Below are 17,727 nucleotides of genomic sequence, written 5' to 3' on the forward strand. Positions count from 1 at the left end.
CGGAGGTCGTCGGATGCCGATGCAATAAGTAGCTCCACCTTTTTCAAAAAAGCTTCGAAAGGGGAATCCAAGTGAGTACATTCCTGCTGGAAGTGGTAACCCCGGAACGCAAGGTGTATTCCGATCATGTCAACATGGTCATCGCTAAAGGTGTCGAAGGGGAGCTTGGGATTCTGCCGAATCACATTCCGCTAGTCACTCCGCTGAAGATCGCTCCGTTTACTGTGAAGAGACAAGGCCAGAAGGACGAAGTCATCGCAGTGCACGGCGGTTTTATGGAAGTGCGGAAGGACAAGGTGGTTATTTTGGCGGAAAGCGCCGAGCTGCCGGGTCAAATCGATATCGATCGGGCGCAAGCAGCGAAAGAACGTGCTGAGAAGCGCTTAGCGGCGAAAAGAGATGAGATCGATTTCCGTCGTGCCGAATTAGCGCTGCAACGCGCCATGAATCGACTTGACGTATCTGGGAAACAATAGCATAAGGAACGGGAAAAGCGGGGGAAATGGGTTCCTTCGCTTTTTTTGCATCCGGGGGATAGAAACTGTTTCGTGAGGGAAGGAAAATGTTAGACACCCCTTAGGGCTTTTGATATAATTGTTAGGGCATATATGGAAGGAATTAGCGCGGGTCAATCTTGCGCTATACAAATGGATAAGGCAGGAGGCGGTTCGTTTACGATGTACACGAATAACTACGTGGTCGTTGCGATTTTTCTGTTCTTGGGTGTGCTGCTTCCCATAGCAGCGCTTACAATCGGTAAACTGTTACGACCGAACAAGCCGACAACAGAAAAGTATACGACTTATGAAAGCGGTAACGAGCCGGTGGGTGAAGGACAAGTACGCTTTAACATTCGGTACTACTTGTTCGCCTTGATGTTTGTTATTTTCGATGTAGAAACTGTTTTCTTGTATCCGTGGGCCGTTGCGTACAAGCAATTGGGCTTGTTTGCGCTTGTTGAGATGTGCATTTTTATCGGATTGTTGATCATAGGATTAGTTTATGCCTATAAGAAGAAGGTGCTGCAATGGACTTCAATCTAGAATCAATTTCGCCAGAGGAACGCCAAGAGCTGGAACGCAACGTATTTATGACAACGCTCGAGCAGGTAAAGGCATGGGCCCGAAGCAATTCGCTTTGGCCGCTTACGTTCGGTCTGGCTTGCTGTGCTATCGAGATGATGGGAACGGGAGCCTCGCATTATGACTTGGACCGCTTCGGTGTCATCTTCCGTACCTCGCCTCGGCAATCCGATGTTATGATCGTTGCAGGTACCGTCACGAAGAAGATGGCTCCGCTGCTTCGCCGTCTCTATGATCAGATGCCGGAGCCGAAGTGGGTTATTGCCATGGGTTCATGTGCAACCGCAGGAGGTCCGTACGTGAAGTCATATGCTGTGGTCAAAGGGGTAGACCAGGTTGTGCCTGTAGATGTATACATCCCAGGCTGTCCGCCGAATCCGGCGGCGCTTATCTACGGGATCAACAAGCTCCAGGAGAAGATCCGCTACGAAGCGAAAACCGGTAAGCAGGTGACGAATGCATGAGTGACGAGGTCAAAAAGAACCCGGACGCGGAAGACGTGACCGCGCCGGAAGAGCAGAAGCCGCAGGGGGAAGCTGCGGCTGAATCGACTGCGCCGAGCGGTGAGGCGCGGGCAGAAGGAGGCGTCGGCAGTCCGGCCGACGTGCGGGTTGCCGGCGGCGCCGGAGAGCCGCCGACGGGCGATGCGGCGCGCGAGCCACAGCCGGGCGTGAGCGCCGACGCGGACGAGACCGCCCGTCAGAAGGGCGGTATCTCCGCGGAAGCGAAGCCGCCGGCCGGGCCAGCCGCAACAGGGGAGCCGAGCGACCCGCCGGCAGCCGAGCGGGCGGCCCCGACGGACGCGGAGAAAGAGGCGAAGGCGAAGGCCGCCGCCGAGGCGAGAGCCGCGCGGGCGAATGCGCGCGCAGCCGCCAAGGAAGGCGATGCGCCGGAAGCGCCGAAGGAGCCGTCGCCGAAGCAGCCGGTGTTGGATCGCGCCGCAGCGATTCTGCGGGAAGCGGTCGGCAGCGATGCAGTGGAGCAGGCCTTCATTAATGAGAAGAACGATCACATGCCGTATCTCATCGTGAAGAACGACAGCTGGTATGAAGCGGCCAAGGTGCTGCAGCAGCATCCGGAGCTGAAGCTGAACTACCTGCGCAACTTGTCCGGGGTCGACATGGAAAGCCATATGGAAGTCGTGTATCATCTCATTTCGCTCGAGAGCAAGCAAGAGTACTGCATTAAGGTGAAGACGGACCGGGAGAATCCTTCCGTGGCATCGGTGACGCCGCTGTGGCCGACGGCGAATTGGAATGAGCGGGAAGCGTATGACCTGTTCGGGATCGATTTCCCGGGTCATCCGGACCTACGAAGAATCATGATGTCTGACGATTGGGTCGGCCATCCGCTGCGCAAAGATTATGAACCGCTTGACCCGGAGGTGTAGGACACGTTGATTAGAACGGAAGAATTGCTACTAAACGTAGGTCCGCAGCATCCTAGTACACACGGGGTATTCCGGATTGTCGTGAAGCTGGACGGCGAGGTCATTACGGAAGCCAACCCGGTGATGGGGTATCTGCATCGGGGTACGGAGAAGCTGGCGGAAAATTTGACGTATACTCAAATTATCCCTTACACGGACCGGATGGACTACGTATCGGCGATGACCAATAACTACGTGCTTGTGAACGCCGTAGAGAAATTGATGCAGCTCGAAATTCCCGAGCGCGCGGAGTATCTCCGGCTGATCGTTATGGAGCTGCAGCGTATTGCCAGCCATATGGTATGGTGGGGCACCTATTTGCTCGATATCGGGGCGATGAGCCCGTTCTTGTTTGCTTTTCGCGACCGGGAAATCATCATTAATTTGTTCAACGAGCTTTGCGGCGCCCGCTTAACATACAACTATATGCGTGTCGGCGGAGTGAAATGGGACGCGCCTGAGGGCTGGATTCAGAAGGTCCGCGACTTCGTTCCTTACATGAGAGAGAAGCTGGAGGAATATCATCAGCTGGTGAGCGGTAACGAAATTTTCCTGGCGCGGATCAAGGGCGTTGGCAAATATAATGCCGAAGACGCCATCGCGTATGGCTTGAGCGGCGCCAATCTGCGCTGTACCGGCGTCAACTGGGATTTACGCAAGGCACAGCCGTACAGCATCTACGATCGCTTCGATTTCGATGTTCCGGTATCGACGAACGGCGATTGCTATGACCGCTATGTGCTGCGTCTGGAGGAGATCAAGCAGTCCCTCCGCATTCTGGAGCAGGCCGTAGAGCAGTTTCCCTCCGGTGGGGAGATCATGGGCAAGGTGCCTCGTGTGCTTCGTCCGGCGGAAGGGGAAGTATACTCGGCCATCGAGTCTCCACGGGGGGAGATCGGCTGTTATATTATTTCCAAGGGTAAGGATAAGCCGTATCGCCTGAAGTTCCGGCGTCCGTCCTTTGTGAATCTGCAAATCTTGCCGAAGCTCCTGGTCGGCGAAACGATGACCAACTTAATCACGATTCTCGGCGGTATTGATATCGTCGTCGGGGAGGTGGATGCGTAATGATGGATTTATTGGAGCAGCAGCTAACTTGGACGAATTTTGCCATCCTGTTTGCTTGGGGAGTCGTCCTGCTTCTCGTAGTACTTGGATTTGTTACGTATGCCATTTACTTTGAACGGAAGGTCATCGGGTGGATGCAGCTGCGGATCGGTCCGAATCGCGTAGGTCCGCTGGGACTTCTGCAGACAGTTGCCGACGTAACGAAGCTGCTGATTAAGGAAGATACGATACCGCATAAGGCGGAACGGGAGCTTTTTATATTGGCTCCGGTCATTACGTTTATTCCTGCCTTTACGGTCATCGCGGCCATTCCTTTTGCACCGAACCTGCTGTCGAGCAATATGAATGTCGGCATTCTGTACTATGTCGCCCTGTCCGGGATTTCAACCATCGGTATCGTGCTTGGGGGATGGGCGTCCAATAACAAATATGCGCTGCTTGGCGGGATGCGGTCCGCTGCACAGATGATCAGCTACGAGATTCCACTGGTTATTTCCGTCGTTGGCGTCATCATGATGACGGGCAGCATGAATTTGAATGCGATTGTCCTGCAGCAGGAGGGCGGCTTCTGGCATTGGAACTTCCTCCCGCAGATTATCGGCTTCTGTGTTTTCATCGTTGCTGCGGTTTCTGAGCTGAACCGTACACCGTTCGACTTGCCGGAGGCGGAGTCGGAGCTAGTAGCGGGCTATCACGTTGAATACTCAGGCTTCCGGTTCGCCTTCTTCATGCTGGCCGAATACGTATACGTATTCGCTATCGCAGGCCTAACGACAACCTTGTTCTTAGGCGGATGGCATGCACCGTTTCCATTCCTTAGCTTTATCCCAGGAATCATCTGGTTCCTGCTGAAATTTTCCTTTATCGTGTTCTGCCTGTTCTGGTTCCGCGCAACGCTTCCGCGTATTCGTGTAGACCAGCTGATGGGACTCGGCTGGAGAGTATTGCTGCCGCTGGCGCTGGTGAATATCTTCGTTACAGCGATTTATATGGCGATCGCGATGTAAAGCGTTGCAACGCTTGGAAAGGGTGAAACAGTCATGAAAGGCATTATCAAGGGGCTCGGCTTTACCCTGAAGGCCATGACGCAGAAAAAAGTAACGTATGCGTACCCCGATGTTCCGCTCGAGATGCCGGACCGCTTCCGCGGTATTCAGCATTTCGACCCTGAAAAATGCATCGTCTGCAACCAATGCGCGCGCATTTGTCCGACCGAGTGCATCAACCTGATCGGGAAGCCAAATCCGGACCCGGAGAAGAAGGGCAAGGTCATCGACACGTACGATATTAATTTCGAAATCTGCATCCTTTGCGATCTCTGTACGGAGGTTTGTCCTACGGAAGCGATCGTAATGACGAATAACTTCGAGCTCAGCACCTACAGCCGGGACGATCTGTTCAAGAACCTGCAGTGGCTGAACGAGAACAATCAGAACATCCGCAAGGAAAACAACTCGGCGCTTCCGAAAGGCGGGGCGAAGTAGATGATTCAGAACATCGTTAACTTTTTATCGAACGGGGAGAATATCGCCTTTTTCCTCTGCGCGCTGCTGGCCATCGGCGGAGCGATCTTCATGATCAGCTTCGAGAAGGTCGTGCACATGGTACTGGCGCTTGCCTGTACCTTTATCAGCTTGGGTGCGCTCTATGTCGTGCTGGAGGCGGAATTTGTTGCCTTCGTGCAAGTTCTGATCTATGCCGGAGCCATCACCATTCTGATGATCTTCGGGATTATGATGACGAAGCATAAAGGCATCGAGGAAGAACCGAAGCGGCCGGCGCATAACGTGCTGGCTTTTGTCGGGTGTCTGGCGCTCTTCGGATTGATCTTCTATGCAATTCAGAATTCCGAGCTGCCTGCTTCGGCAGGAACCTTCCAGGCAGGGCAGGACAACACGATGGAGATCGGCAAGCTGTTATTCGGCGCCCATGTCATTCCCTTCGAGCTGATGTCCGTTCTGCTCACGGTAGCCTTCATTGGAGCCATTATTGTGGCGAAGAGGGAGGAGGACTAACGGATGGAGTTCAATAGCGGACTGGCTACACCCTATCTGACGCTGGCAGCGATTCTATTCTGTATCGGATTATACGGGGCTTTGACGAAAAAGAACGCGGTCGTCGTCCTGCTGTCCATCGAGCTGATGCTCAACAGCGTGAACCTGAATCTCGTTGCGTTTTCCAAATTAGGTGTCAATCCGAATCTAACAGGTCAAATCTTTAGTTTGTTCAACATAACCGTCGCAGCGGCGGAAGCGGCCGTGGGCATTGCCATCTTGATTGCTCTCTACCGCAATAAAGGGACAACGGATGTAAATGAAATGGATTCGTTGAAACGATAAATTGTACGCTTACGAAGTGCTTGCGAAATTAGCAAGCTTTGAGAAGGGAGCAGCACTATGGTATCGGCTTATTCGCAATACGCCTGGCTCATCCCGTTGTTTCCGCTGCTGTCGTTTCTGATCCTGACGGCGGTAGGACGGCAGCTGAAGGATGCGGGCGCCTATATCAGCATTGTGGCCGTGTTTGCTTCGTTTGCCCTGTCGGTGCTTATTTTCATTGAGCGCGTCGGCGGTCAAGTCGGAGACTATACATGGAACCAGCTGCACTGGCTGAAGCTGGGTACGACAACACTGACAATGGGCTTCGAAGTAACCAACCTGAATGCTTTAATGCTGGTGGTGGTTACGCTCGTCAGTTTGCTGGTCAATTTGTATTCCAAAGGGTACATGCACGGAGATGAGCGGATCAATACGTTCTTCGCATACATAGCCTTATTTACCTTTTCGATGCTGGGACTCGTTATATCCGAGAACCTGGTACAGTTCTTTATTTTCTGGGAGCTGGTCGGCGTTTGTTCGTTCTTGCTGGTCGGGTTCTGGTATTTCAAGCCGGAGGCAAGAGCTGCCGCGAAAAAGGCGTTTATTGTCACCCGTATCGGGGATGTCGGTTTATTCATTGCCATTCTTCTGTTGTATAAAGTCATGCCAAATCACGCGCTGGACTTTAATTCGATTCATAACGCTTTTTCCAGCGGTGCGATTCCCGCAAGTATGGCTACGACCATCGCGATCTTGATTTTCGTAGGGGCGGTAGGGAAATCCGGTCAGTTTCCGCTCCATACATGGCTTCCTGACGCCATGGAAGGTCCGACACCGATCAGTGCGCTGATCCATGCGGCTACGATGGTAGCTGCAGGCGTTTACTTGGTAGCTCGTACGTATGAAGTATTCGTTGCATCTCCAACGGCCTTAACGGTGGTAGCGGTTATCGGCGGCTTCACAGCGATTTTCGCAGCGACCATCGGTACGGCGCAGAACGATATTAAGCGGATTCTTGCGTATTCCACCGTCAGCCAATTGGGCTACATGATGATGGCACTAGGTCTAGGTTCGACGATTGCGTATACGGCGGGCATTTTTCACCTGTTTACCCATGCGTTCTTCAAGGCGCTGCTGTTCCTGGGGGCGGGCAGCGTCATTCACGCGGTACATACACAGGACATCCATGAAATGGGCGGCATCGGCAGCAAAATGAAGATCACAACATGGACCTTCGCCATCGGTACGCTGGCCCTTTCCGGAATTGCGCCCTTGTCCGGCTTCTGGTCCAAGGATGCGATTCTCGCAGAGGCTTATCATCACAATCAGCTGCTGTTCTGGATCGGATTGATCGCTGCGTTCTTCACAGCCTTCTATATGTCCCGATTGTTCTTCCTGGTGTTCACGGGCAAGCCCCGCCACCATGCGGAAGTACATGAATCGCCGGCCTCTATGACCATACCTTTGCTTGTCTTGGCGGTATTGGCTGTAGCAGCAGGGTTCGTCTTTACACCGTTCAACCCATGGCTTGGCACGTGGCTTACAGGGGAAACGATTGAGGAGCATGCGAACTGGGTTGTGATCCTATTATCGAATCTGGTAGGTCTGCTGGGCATCGGTCTCGGGTATTTGCTCTATGTGAAGAAATCGCTCGATCCGAATGCACTTCCAAGCAATGCTCCTTGGCTATACCGGCTGCTGAATCGCAAATATTACATCGATGAGCTGTATCAAGCCGTTATCGTAGTTCCGTTAGGGGGCCTCGGCAAGCTGCTGCATCTGTTCGATGTGTATGTGGTAGACGGAGTGGTTCGCCTCTCGAGCTATGCAGTCTGGGGAATCGGTCGTCTCGGATCCCGAATGCAGAACGGGCAAATGCAGTCCTATGGATTGGCTACCCTGCTCGGATTGCTTATTCTGATCTTGGCGATTGCAGGAAGGAGGTTCATCGATGCCGGATAATTTCCCTATACTTTCACTGATCACGTTTACGCCGCTCATCGGTGTTCTCGTTCTTATGTTCCTGCCCAAGACACAAGGAGGCATGATCAAGGCGGTAGCGATCGCCGCTACCTTGATACCGCTTGTGCTTTCCGGCTGGCTCTACTCGCAGTTTACCAATCAAAATGCGGGTCTTCAGTTCCGTGAGGATGTACCATGGATCGTCGTTCCGCTAAATAAGGAGACCTTGAACGGGTTAACCTCCTTCTTCTTCGAATTCAAGTATTCGATGGCGGTAGACGGCTTGTCGCTACCGCTTGTGTTCTTGACTGCTTTGGTCGCAACGATGGCGGCTCTCGCTTCGGTCTATATCAAGAAGCGCTGGAAATCGTACTTCATCCTATTTCTGCTATTGGAGACAGGGATGTTCGGGGTATTTCTGGCACAGGATTTGTTCCTGTTCTTCGTGTTCTTCGAAATTACGCTCATTCCGATGTTCTTCCTTATCGGGATCTGGGGCTATATGGACAGGGAGCGGGCTGCAAATAAGTTCTTGATCTACAACGGTCTCGGTTCGGCTGTTATGCTGATCGCCTTCCTGATTCTCGTAAGCACAGCCGGCTTCAATCAGGTGAATGATGCTAACGGAGCTTCCTTGTTCTATAGTGGAAGCCTGCAGGTGATTCAGGAAAACTTGTTACAGAATGCAAATGCGCTCGTGAACCAAGGGGAGATTCCGGATAATCCGTTTTTCCTGAGTGAAACGATGAGATGGGCTCTCTTTATTCTGATGCTCGTCGCTTTCGGCATTAAGCTGCCGATCTTCCCGTTCCATACGTGGATGCTGAAGGTGCATACGGAAGCTCCTCCGTCCATTGTTATGATCCACTCGGGAATTCTATTGAAAATGGGCGCCTACGGACTTATCCGCTTTGGGATCCTGCTATTTCCTCAAGAGGCTTATGCATGGGCTGGCGTTCTCGCAACGCTGGGCGTTATCAACATTATTTACGGGGCTGTGCTGGCCTTCGTGCAGAAGGACTTCAAGCTGGTGCTTGCATATTCCAGTATCAGCCATATGGGTATCGTGCTGCTCGGACTTGCCGCGTTCAACATGGAAGGCATGGAGGGAGCCGTCTTCCAGCTTGTGTCTCACGGCTTGATCTCGGCGCTCATGTTCTTGCTGGTCGGTGCGATTTTCGAGCGCACGCAAACGACGCGGCTGGATGAGCTGGGCGGATTGGCAAAATCGATTCCGTTTATTTCGGGAATTTTACTGGTTTCCGGTATGGCCTCTTTAGGTCTTCCGGGCCTGTCCGGTTTTGTTGCCGAGTTTATGGCGTTTCTCGGCTTGTTCCAAAGAATTCCGGCAGCCGCCGTTGTCGGGGCGCTTGGCATTATTCTCGCGGCCGTCTATGTGCTTCGCGGGGTGCTCGGGATTACATACGGGCCTGTCCGCGTGGAGCGGCCCGAAATGCGCGATGCCCGTCTCATAGAGGCGATTCCGATGATTACGCTCGTTGCCTTTATCGTTGTTCTCGGGATCTACCCGAGTGTTGTAAGTGAACCGCTTCATCACACCGTCAGCGGCTTCGATCAATTCATTCGAAGCTTAGCGAAGATGGGAGGCTAGACCGGTGGAACCATTACGTCTTCAAGTTAGCGATCTGGGACTGCTGGCACCGGAGCTGACGCTTGTCGCCGCTGCTGTGGTACTTTCCCTGTTAGATCTATTCCTGCCGCGGAACGTAAGCCGTACGTGGCTTGGATATTTGTCTCTTCTCGGTATTGTGGTTTCCGCCTTCTTCGTGGTAACCTATCTGGCTCCTGCAGAGCCGAAGCAGCTGCTTAACTACAGCTACCGCATCGACGATTTCGGTAATATTATTAAGCTGATCCTGCTTACCGGCGCAGGTCTCATTACATTTATGAGCCTTGGTACGGTAAAGGAAGAAGAAGTCCATCACGTCGGGGAATATTATTACCTTCTGCTTCCGGCTACACTAGGCGGCATGATCATGGCGTCCTCGGGCGACTTGATCACCCTGTTCGTAGGTCTTGAGCTGCTCAGCATCACATCCTACATTTTAGTAGCGATGCGTAAAAAGAGCCTCTCTTCCAATGAAGGGGCCTTCAAGTACATTGTCCTTGGAGGCATTTCGTCAGCGATTATCCTGTACGGGATGTCGTTCCTTTACGGCATCTCCGGCTCGACGTCGATCCAGGAAATTAACGCTGCCGTAGGCCAGTCTGCCGCGACGTCGCTGCCCTTTATTTATCTGAGCTTTTTCCTGCTGCTTGCAGGCTTTAGCTTCAAGGTGGCGGCTGCACCTTTCCATATGTGGGCACCGGATGTATATCAAGGCGCTCCTACACCGATTACCGCCTTCTTGGCGACGGTATCGAAGGCGGCGGCTTTTGCCATCCTGTTCCGCGTCATGTACGGCGTATACGGCGTCGGTGAGCTCATGGGCCAGCCGGTTCATGGCGATGTGCTTACAGCCTTAATGGTCGTGGCTGCACTGGCTATGATTGTCGGTAACTTCGTGGCGCTGCGCCAAACGAATATGAAGCGTCTCTTGGCCTACTCGGGAGTAGCCAACTCCGGTTATTTGCTCGTGCCGATCGGCATTCAGTTTTCGATGGTGCACTTCTCTAACTTCTCGGAGTTCGCCTTTTACTTGATCGCGTACCTGTTTATGAACATCGGGGCTTTTGCGCTGATCATGATTCTGGAACGGTCTACGGGGGAAGACACATTGAACGGACTGGCGGGCTTGTACTACAGAGCTCCCGCAACGGCTATCGCTGCCGTATTGCTCGTCCTTTCCTTGGCAGGCTTACCGCTGTCGGGGGGCTTCTTCGGAAAACTGTACATTATGCTGGGAACACTGCAGACGCAGCATTATTGGCTTGCGGCTGTCTTAATCGGGACCAGCGTCGTTTCCTTCTACTATTACTTCGGATTGATACGGCAGATGTTCATGCGCAGCGAGCTGGAGTCACGTGAAGTGATCGTGCCGCTGCCGTTAGGGATTACCCTCTGGCTGTGCGCCGGGATCAGCTTGTTGCTCGGGATTGTACCGCATTGGGTGCTTGGTTACATCGAGCGTATCTTCTCCTTAACGCAAGACTTGTTTTTCTTCTATTAACTGCAACCAAAGCCGTTTCTTCAGTAATTTACCTGAGGAGGCGGCTTTTTTCATACCTGTTTTCAACAGTTTCGTGACAATAGGGCTGAGAGCAACGTTAGGTTCTCTTTTCCAGTTGCAGGGAGCTTAGGTGCACTATAGAATTAGATATGATTGTTTCCAAGGGGAAAGGAAACCATATCTATGAAACCTATTAGATTTACATATGTGCTAACGATCCTTCTAAGCCTATGGTTGCTGGCATCCGGGCAGACGACGGCGAATGCTCAGCTAGCGGATGACCCGTTCTATGAAAAACAAACCTATTTAAAGCAAATTGGGATAGAGGAAGCCTGGAAGGTAACGAACAGCAATACTAACATCATTATTGCTGTGGTTGATACCGGCGTGGAGCTGGACCATCCGGATCTGAAGAAGAATCTGGTGCCCGGCGTGAATCTGGTACAGCCGGGCTTGGGGCCGGCCGATGATAACGGACATGGTACCAATGTGGCCGGTGTGATTGCGGCCCAAGGCAATAACGACCGGGGGATATCAGGCATTCTATGGAATGCCAAGATTATGCCGATCAAGGCGCTGGAAGCGGATGGAACCGGGGGTGAAGCCAAGCTAGGGGAAGGCATCCGATATGCGGTGGACCACGGAGCCAAAATTGTGGTGCTGTCGCTTGGCTTGAATAAGTACTCGGATTATATGAGCGAGATTATCAGCTATGCTGAGGAACGCGGTGTGCTGCTGGTCGCTGCCACCGGGAATGAAGGCAATGTGGTGAAATACCCTGCCGCGTATTCGACTGTGCTGAGTGTAGGCGGCATGGGTGTGGATGGACGGGTTCATGACCGGTCCAACAGGGGGCCTGAGCTGGACCTGGTTGCACCTTGGGATGTGTTCACGACCGCGATGGGTCATTCGTACGAATACATGGACGGCACCTCCATGGCGGCTCCACAAGTTGCAGCGGTAGCGGCGCTCGTATGGAACAAGTACCCATGGTACACTCCCTTTGAGATTCGGCAGCTGCTGCGGCAGACGGCCGAGAACCTGGGAGACGCAGGCTGGGACCCGGAGACCGGCTTCGGGCTGCTGCGTGCCGACCGGGCATTGAAAGAGCCGCTGCTGGCGGATATGTATGAGCCGAATCAGCGGAAGGATCAGGCGAAGCCGATCTCCGTAAGCCATCGGGTAGGCGCTGCTTTCTCAAGCGGAACGGATACCGATTGGTACTACTGGGACTCGATCTATGATGGAGCAATGGACTTGAGATTCGTCATGGAAAGCGGGGTTTCCGTTCAGCTGCAGTACACGGATGCCAACGGAGTTCTAAGCAGCAGAACTGTTGCAGCGGGACAAACCTTGACGCTTCCCGTTCGCAAAGGACGAAGCTACATCCAATTGCAGCTTAGCGATCGCAATCGCAAGAATGAAACAAAGTATCAGCTGATCACCTCCTTCGGGATGAATGCCGATGCTTATGAGGACAACGATAAGCAATACAAGGCGTTTGTTCTTCCTGCGCGAAGCCAAACGATTAAAGGCACCTTCCATCAGTGGAATGATACCGACTGGTTCGAGCTGCCGATCCCGGAATCGGGGACCTTGGGAATCCGTTTAACCACGGATACCGCCAGAATGGACCCTGTCCTTCTGGTGCAAAAGCAGGGGGAGCGCTCTGTGGTTTATGACGACGGGGATGACGGGGAAGCGGAGTCTGTTTATTTGTCCCAAGTCTTCCCCGGGAGCTATTACCTTCGGGTGACGAACGTAAAAGAATATGCCAATCCTGTTGTAGGCGAGTATACGCTTACGATTGAGTATAATGCGCGTTTGCTTGATCCGCACGAGCCGAACAACCGATCTTATCAAGCGACGACAGTCTCTATGGATACGGTCTACAGCGGCTTGCTGGATCGGGCGGACGATATCGACTGGTTCCAATTCCGGGTGGATGAGGAGAGTCTGGTGACGATTCGGCTGAATGATATCCCAGCCCCGGCAAGCATTTATATGCACCTTTACGACGGTACTTTGAAGCCGATGGCATCGTCAATGAATGCGGCTTATCAGGCGGATCAGCAGTTAAAGGGACGATTCAGTCCGGGCATTTATTATGTGAGACTGACAACCAACTTGCCATTCACCGACCGAATGTACCAATTCCAAGTAGATGCAAAGCCTTTGGACGGCGGGTATGCCGACATTCGTTCGCACTGGGCGCTGCCGGCGATTCTCACGATGACGAAAAAGCAAGTTGTAGAGGGCTACGGCGACTACCTGTTTCAGCCGGACCGGCCGATCACTCGCGCTGAAGTGACAGCGGTGCTTTCACGCGCTTTTCACTGGAGCAAGCAGCGGCCGATTCAGTATCGCGACCTGGATCCGAACCACTGGGCGTACGAATACATTAGTAAAGCCGCGCAGGCCGGCGTTGTGGATGGATATCCCGACGGGACCTTCGCTTCAGATCAGCCGGTGAGCCGTATGGAAATGACCGCGATGCTGGCGAGAAGCATGAATATGACAGGCAAGCATCGCGGGCTGCTACCTTTTACCGACGTAGATGAGACCTACTGGGGAACGGGGCTGCTCAAGCAGATGAAAGCGGAAGGCTGGATTACGGGGTATGGAGATGGTTCGTTCCGTCCGGACCAGCAGGCAACAAGGGCTGAGTTCGTTGCCATCCTGGCGAGAATTCTGCCATAATGGGGTATGGAACATTTTGCATCATTCGGAACCACTTTGCGATTAAACCGGCGGCGGGCTGGGTAAGTATGCATGACGGACAGCGCAGAGCCCAGCCTGCCTGAATCAGGCTTGATTTGCACGGCAAGGAGGACCGTTACGGTCATGGAATACGTCGATCAAATGAACAATTCCCTTGGAATCAGCGGCGTGCTTAACATATTTATTGCACTAATGTGTATCGGGTTCTCCTGGTGGGCATTGCAGGGGATCAAGCTCGAGGCCATTTTTAAGCATCCGAAGGGTCCGCAAGCGAAGCTGCTGCAAATCTTTTTATCGGTGGCGCTAGGCTATCAACTGGCACGCTTTATCATCGACTACCTGCAGTGGTCGACCTGGCTCGGGGGAATGTTCTAAATGCATTCCATCCGAATAACCAAGGACAATATTGTCAACAATGGATAGTACAACCGCTTTAAAAGCTGAACATGATTCGAATCTTATCATTATGTTACAAAAAGAAAAACGCGGAGGGGGACCATGATGAACAAAATTATCGTCCGCGGCGGCAAACCACTAACTGGCAGAGTGAAGATCCACGGTGCCAAAAATGCCGTACTGCCGATTATTGCAGCATCCATCCTAGGAACGGAAGGAGAGAGCATCATACATGATGCGCCTCCATTAGACGACGTCCTGGTCATTAACCAAGTGCTTGAAAGCTTAGGAATTAAGGTTGATTACTATAATGAAACGATCCGCGTCAATGCGGAACGCATCAACACCTGCGAAGCCTCCTACGAGCTGGTTCGCAAAATGAGGGCTTCTTTTCTTGTGATGGGACCTTTATTGGCCCGCATGGGACAGGCGCGCATCTCATTACCCGGCGGCTGCGCTATCGGCACTCGTCCGATCGATCAGCATCTGAAGGGCTTCGAGGCGATGGGAGCGGAAATCGAGCTGGGACAGGGTTACATTGAAGCCCGTGTAAGAGGTCGCCTGCAAGGCGCGAAAATTTATCTCGATGTGGCCAGTGTCGGCGCTACCGAAAACATCATGATGGCCGCGGCTCTCGCCGAAGGGACCACCTTGATCGAGAACGCCGCGAAAGAACCGGAAATCGTCGATCTCGCGAACTATTTGAATGCGATGGGGGCGAAGATTCGCGGCGCCGGTACCGGTCTGATTCGGATCGATGGCGTGGAGCAGCTGCGCGGGGCGGTACATACGGTAATCCCGGATCGCATTGAAGCGGGTACTTATATGATCGCGGCTGCCATTACAGGCAGTAATCTCTACATAGAAAATGCTATTGCCGATCATCTTCGGCCGGTCATTTCGAAAATGCAGGAGATGGGCGTCAAGATCGCCGAGGATGAGAATGGCATTCGCGTATACCGGGAAGGGCCGCTGCGCGCGGTGGATGTAAAAACACTGCCGTATCCGGGCTTTCCTACGGATATGCAGGCACAGATGATGGCGCTCTTGCTTCAGGCGGAGGGCACCAGCCTCGTGACGGAGACTGTTTTCGAGAACCGGTTCATGCACGTAGAGCAGCTGCTGAACATGGATGCTCAGATTAAAGTAGAGGGACGTACGGCTATTGTGACCGGTGGGAATCGGCTTCAGGGCGGGAAAGTATGCGCCACGGACTTGAGAGCGGGTGCGGCCTTAATTCTTGCAGCGCTTGCGGCCGAGGGCGAAACTGAAATTACCGGACTGCACCATATCGACCGAGGCTACGTCGGTATCGAGGAGAAGCTGCGGCTTCTGGGCGCGGATATTGAGCGGATTACCCCGGAGAAATACAACGAAGAGGAAGCGACGCTTCCGATCTTCACCATACAGCCTAGCTTGGCCTAGAGCTTGCTGAAGAGAACCCGGCTTTCCTGAGATAGGAGAGACGGGTTCTCTTTCTTTTTTCACAGGTCTAATCTATCTTTCGATTTCATATGATGATGTTACCTGCAGCCACAGCATCTCGTTACGAAAACCAGCGGAATCGACAAAAGATGGAGGATTTTATGACAGCGAAATACAAGGTAATGCACAAAAAGCGTCACTGGCTGCAGCTGGTGTTGATCGGACTGGCCAGCTTTCTAGCAATTGTTGTGCTTGTGCCGGTTCTGACGACGAAGGGTCTGCCCTCTAGTAAAAGCACGGAGGTACCCGGTGCAGCCGAGCCTTATAACACCAAAGGGCTTCCTGCCGGAGGAGAGCCGGGTTTAACGATTCCTGTCTATCTGAGTAAGGACAAGAAGGTGCAGCAGCTAGATTTGGAGCAGTACGTCCGGGGCGTGGTCGCTGCCGAAATGCCGATAGACTTCGAGCTGGAGGCTCTCAAGGCACAGGCGATGGCAGCCAGGACATACATTGTCCGTCGCCTGCTGGAGAAGGACTTGTCAGGTGTACCGGTGGAGGGCGCGGTAGTGACGGATACGATCACGCATCAGGCGTATGTCAGCGAGCAGGAGCTGAAGCAGCGCTGGAGCGGGGCGCAGTATGCGGCTAATATGGACAAGTTGAACCGGGCCGTCGAGGAAACGAAGGACATGATTCTCACGTATGAGGGAAAGCCGATTCAAGCGACCTTCTTCTCCACTAGTAATGGCTACACCGAGAATTCGGAGGATTATTGGGGCGACCGCATTCCTTATTTGCGCAGCGTGCCCAGCCCATGGGATGTGAAGCTGTCTCCCCGATATAAGGAGACGATTTCGATCTCAAGCAAGGAGCTCGGGCAGAAGCTCGGTCTTCGGACGGCGATACCGGTATCGGCCAACCAGAGCAATAGCTTACGGGTGATAGGGAAGACAGAAGGCAATCGGATCAAAACCCTAACCGTCGGAGGCAAAACGTTCTCCGGCCGCGAATTCCGGGAGAAGCTGGGACTGAACTCGACTCATTTTCAATGGTCATGGAAGGGTTCGGAGCTGCAGATTACCACCTTCGGTTATGGGCATGGAGTCGGGATGAGCCAGTGGGGCGCGAACGGAATGGCAAAGGAAGGGAAGAAAGCGGAGGAAATCGTTAAGTACTTTTATACAGGGATTCAGGTCAGTTCCGACACGCCACTACTAAAAGGAAAATCATTCTAAAAAAATAGTAGATCACGCTGTATAAATCTCGCGAATCCGGCAAGACTGGTTAGCGAGGTGATATAAAATGAATGATAAAAACAGAGATTTGCCAAACCAAGAAGAAGCTCCTAAATCCTACGAAGGAGCCCCAGTAACACAAGCGCAAGGCGGTAATGCATGGAAACGACTGCTCGCCAAGAAATGGGTATTTCCGGCAACGTACATGGCAGCTGCGGCAATTATTTTAACGTTAATGTGGGTGTACCAGGGTTCGGGCGTCACTGACAAGCAAGTCAGTATCGATTCCGCCAAAACGGTCACCGACAGCGTATCCAGCCCGGATGCCTTGGCAACCAACGCCAAGACGGAAACCATGCAATGGCCGTTCAAGGACAGAAACGAGCTTGAATTGGTGCTTCACTTCTTCGACAAGAATGCTTCTAATGATGTTCGTCAAGCTGCGATGGTAGAGTACGGCGAAACGTTCACCCCTCATATGGGTATGGACTTCGCGAAGAAGGACAATCAGCCTTTCGAGGTGCTGGCTGTAGCTAGCGGGAAAGTAACGGCCGTGGAGAAAAACCCTGTGGTCGGCAATTTGGTCGAGATTACGCACAGCAATGGGCTTGTATCTGTGTACCAAAGCTTATCCGAGGTAACGGTTACGAAGGATGCTGACGTGAAAAAGGGCGACGTGATCGCGAAGGCCGGCCGTAACGAGCTGGAGAAGGAGCAAGGCGTTCACCTGCACTTCGAGCTGAGACAAGGGCAAGGCGGTCCGGCCGTCAATCCGGAGCAGTATCTGGGAACCAACTAAGCCATACATAAGAAAGGGCAGGAGGCAGAGGCTTCCTGCTTTTTTCTTTGTTCAGAGAGCGGTTTGCCTACTTGTCCCGAAAATAAATGTGACTTGTCAAGCTTGTCAGGCTTGGAAACAAAGAATATAAGTAAACGCCCCTCATATAATGTACCAAACTA

The 17,727-nt window shown here is 52.8% G+C and carries 17 protein-coding genes; all 17 read left to right on the forward strand.

Features of this window, described 5'->3' with window-relative positions; translation table 11 throughout:
• Positions 1-71: 71 nt before the first annotated feature.
• A complete protein-coding gene (locus tag RAC89_RS12345) occupies positions 72-476 on the forward strand; it encodes a F0F1 ATP synthase subunit epsilon (RefSeq protein ID WP_306613807.1) in 405 nt (134 codons plus the stop codon).
• Positions 477-677: 201 nt separating this feature from the next.
• Positions 678-1,043, forward strand: coding sequence for an NADH-quinone oxidoreductase subunit A (locus RAC89_RS12350; RefSeq protein ID WP_284644979.1), 366 nt, complete (start codon positions 678-680; stop codon positions 1,041-1,043).
• On the forward strand, positions 1,028-1,546 hold the full coding sequence (locus tag RAC89_RS12355) for a NuoB/complex I 20 kDa subunit family protein (protein WP_284643138.1): 519 nt from the start codon (positions 1,028-1,030) through the stop codon (positions 1,544-1,546). The genes RAC89_RS12350 and RAC89_RS12355 overlap by 16 nt, the downstream gene beginning before the upstream one ends.
• Positions 1,543-2,472: an NADH-quinone oxidoreductase subunit C gene (locus RAC89_RS12360; RefSeq protein WP_306613809.1), complete on the forward strand. Its 930-nt coding sequence runs from the start codon at positions 1,543-1,545 to the stop codon at positions 2,470-2,472. The genes RAC89_RS12355 and RAC89_RS12360 overlap by 4 nt, the downstream gene beginning before the upstream one ends.
• 6 nt (positions 2,473-2,478) lie before the next feature.
• Positions 2,479-3,579 (forward strand): NADH-quinone oxidoreductase subunit D, encoded by a 1,101-nt coding sequence (locus tag RAC89_RS12365; protein ID WP_306613811.1) that lies wholly within the window; start codon positions 2,479-2,481, stop codon positions 3,577-3,579.
• A complete protein-coding gene (nuoH, locus tag RAC89_RS12370; RefSeq protein ID WP_306613812.1) occupies positions 3,579-4,586 on the forward strand; it encodes an NADH-quinone oxidoreductase subunit NuoH in 1,008 nt (335 codons plus the stop codon). The genes RAC89_RS12365 and nuoH overlap by 1 nt, the downstream gene beginning before the upstream one ends.
• Before the next feature lie 33 nt (positions 4,587-4,619).
• Positions 4,620-5,063: an NADH-quinone oxidoreductase subunit NuoI gene (nuoI, locus tag RAC89_RS12375; protein ID WP_284643146.1), complete on the forward strand. Its 444-nt coding sequence runs from the start codon at positions 4,620-4,622 to the stop codon at positions 5,061-5,063.
• Positions 5,064-5,594: an NADH-quinone oxidoreductase subunit J gene (locus tag RAC89_RS12380; protein WP_306613813.1), complete on the forward strand. Its 531-nt coding sequence runs from the start codon at positions 5,064-5,066 to the stop codon at positions 5,592-5,594.
• A gap of 3 nt (positions 5,595-5,597) precedes the next feature.
• Positions 5,598-5,918: an NADH-quinone oxidoreductase subunit NuoK gene (gene nuoK / locus RAC89_RS12385; protein ID WP_284643150.1), complete on the forward strand. Its 321-nt coding sequence runs from the start codon at positions 5,598-5,600 to the stop codon at positions 5,916-5,918.
• A gap of 57 nt (positions 5,919-5,975) precedes the next feature.
• Positions 5,976-7,859, forward strand: a complete 1,884-nt coding sequence (nuoL, locus tag RAC89_RS12390) for an NADH-quinone oxidoreductase subunit L (RefSeq protein ID WP_306613814.1) — start codon at positions 5,976-5,978, stop codon at positions 7,857-7,859.
• Positions 7,849-9,471 (forward strand): complex I subunit 4 family protein, encoded by a 1,623-nt coding sequence (locus tag RAC89_RS12395; RefSeq protein ID WP_306613815.1) that lies wholly within the window; start codon positions 7,849-7,851, stop codon positions 9,469-9,471. The genes nuoL and RAC89_RS12395 overlap by 11 nt, the downstream gene beginning before the upstream one ends.
• A 4-nt stretch (positions 9,472-9,475) precedes the next feature.
• Positions 9,476-10,990, forward strand: coding sequence for an NADH-quinone oxidoreductase subunit N (locus RAC89_RS12400; RefSeq protein WP_306613816.1), 1,515 nt, complete (start codon positions 9,476-9,478; stop codon positions 10,988-10,990).
• A 183-nt stretch (positions 10,991-11,173) separates the two neighbouring features.
• On the forward strand, positions 11,174-13,690 hold the full coding sequence (locus RAC89_RS12405; protein ID WP_306613817.1) for a S8 family serine peptidase: 2,517 nt from the start codon (positions 11,174-11,176) through the stop codon (positions 13,688-13,690).
• Positions 13,691-13,834: 144 nt separating this feature from the next.
• Positions 13,835-14,086 (forward strand): DUF1146 family protein, encoded by a 252-nt coding sequence (locus tag RAC89_RS12410; RefSeq protein ID WP_284643159.1) that lies wholly within the window; start codon positions 13,835-13,837, stop codon positions 14,084-14,086.
• A gap of 126 nt (positions 14,087-14,212) precedes the next feature.
• The gene (gene murA / locus RAC89_RS12415; protein ID WP_306616090.1) at positions 14,213-15,532 is read left to right on the forward strand and encodes a UDP-N-acetylglucosamine 1-carboxyvinyltransferase; all 1,320 of its coding nucleotides are present in this window, start codon (positions 14,213-14,215) and stop codon (positions 15,530-15,532) included.
• Positions 15,533-15,714: 182 nt separating this feature from the next.
• Positions 15,715-16,767: a stage II sporulation protein D gene (spoIID, locus tag RAC89_RS12420; protein WP_306613819.1), complete on the forward strand. Its 1,053-nt coding sequence runs from the start codon at positions 15,715-15,717 to the stop codon at positions 16,765-16,767.
• A 67-nt stretch (positions 16,768-16,834) separates the two neighbouring features.
• On the forward strand, positions 16,835-17,566 hold the full coding sequence (locus tag RAC89_RS12425; protein ID WP_306613820.1) for a M23 family metallopeptidase: 732 nt from the start codon (positions 16,835-16,837) through the stop codon (positions 17,564-17,566).
• The last annotated feature ends 161 nt before the right edge of the window (positions 17,567-17,727 follow it).

Source organism: Paenibacillus sp. GD4 (genome assembly GCF_030846225.1).
Taxonomy (GTDB): Bacteria; Bacillota; Bacilli; order Paenibacillales; family NBRC-103111; genus Paenibacillus_G; species Paenibacillus_G silviterrae.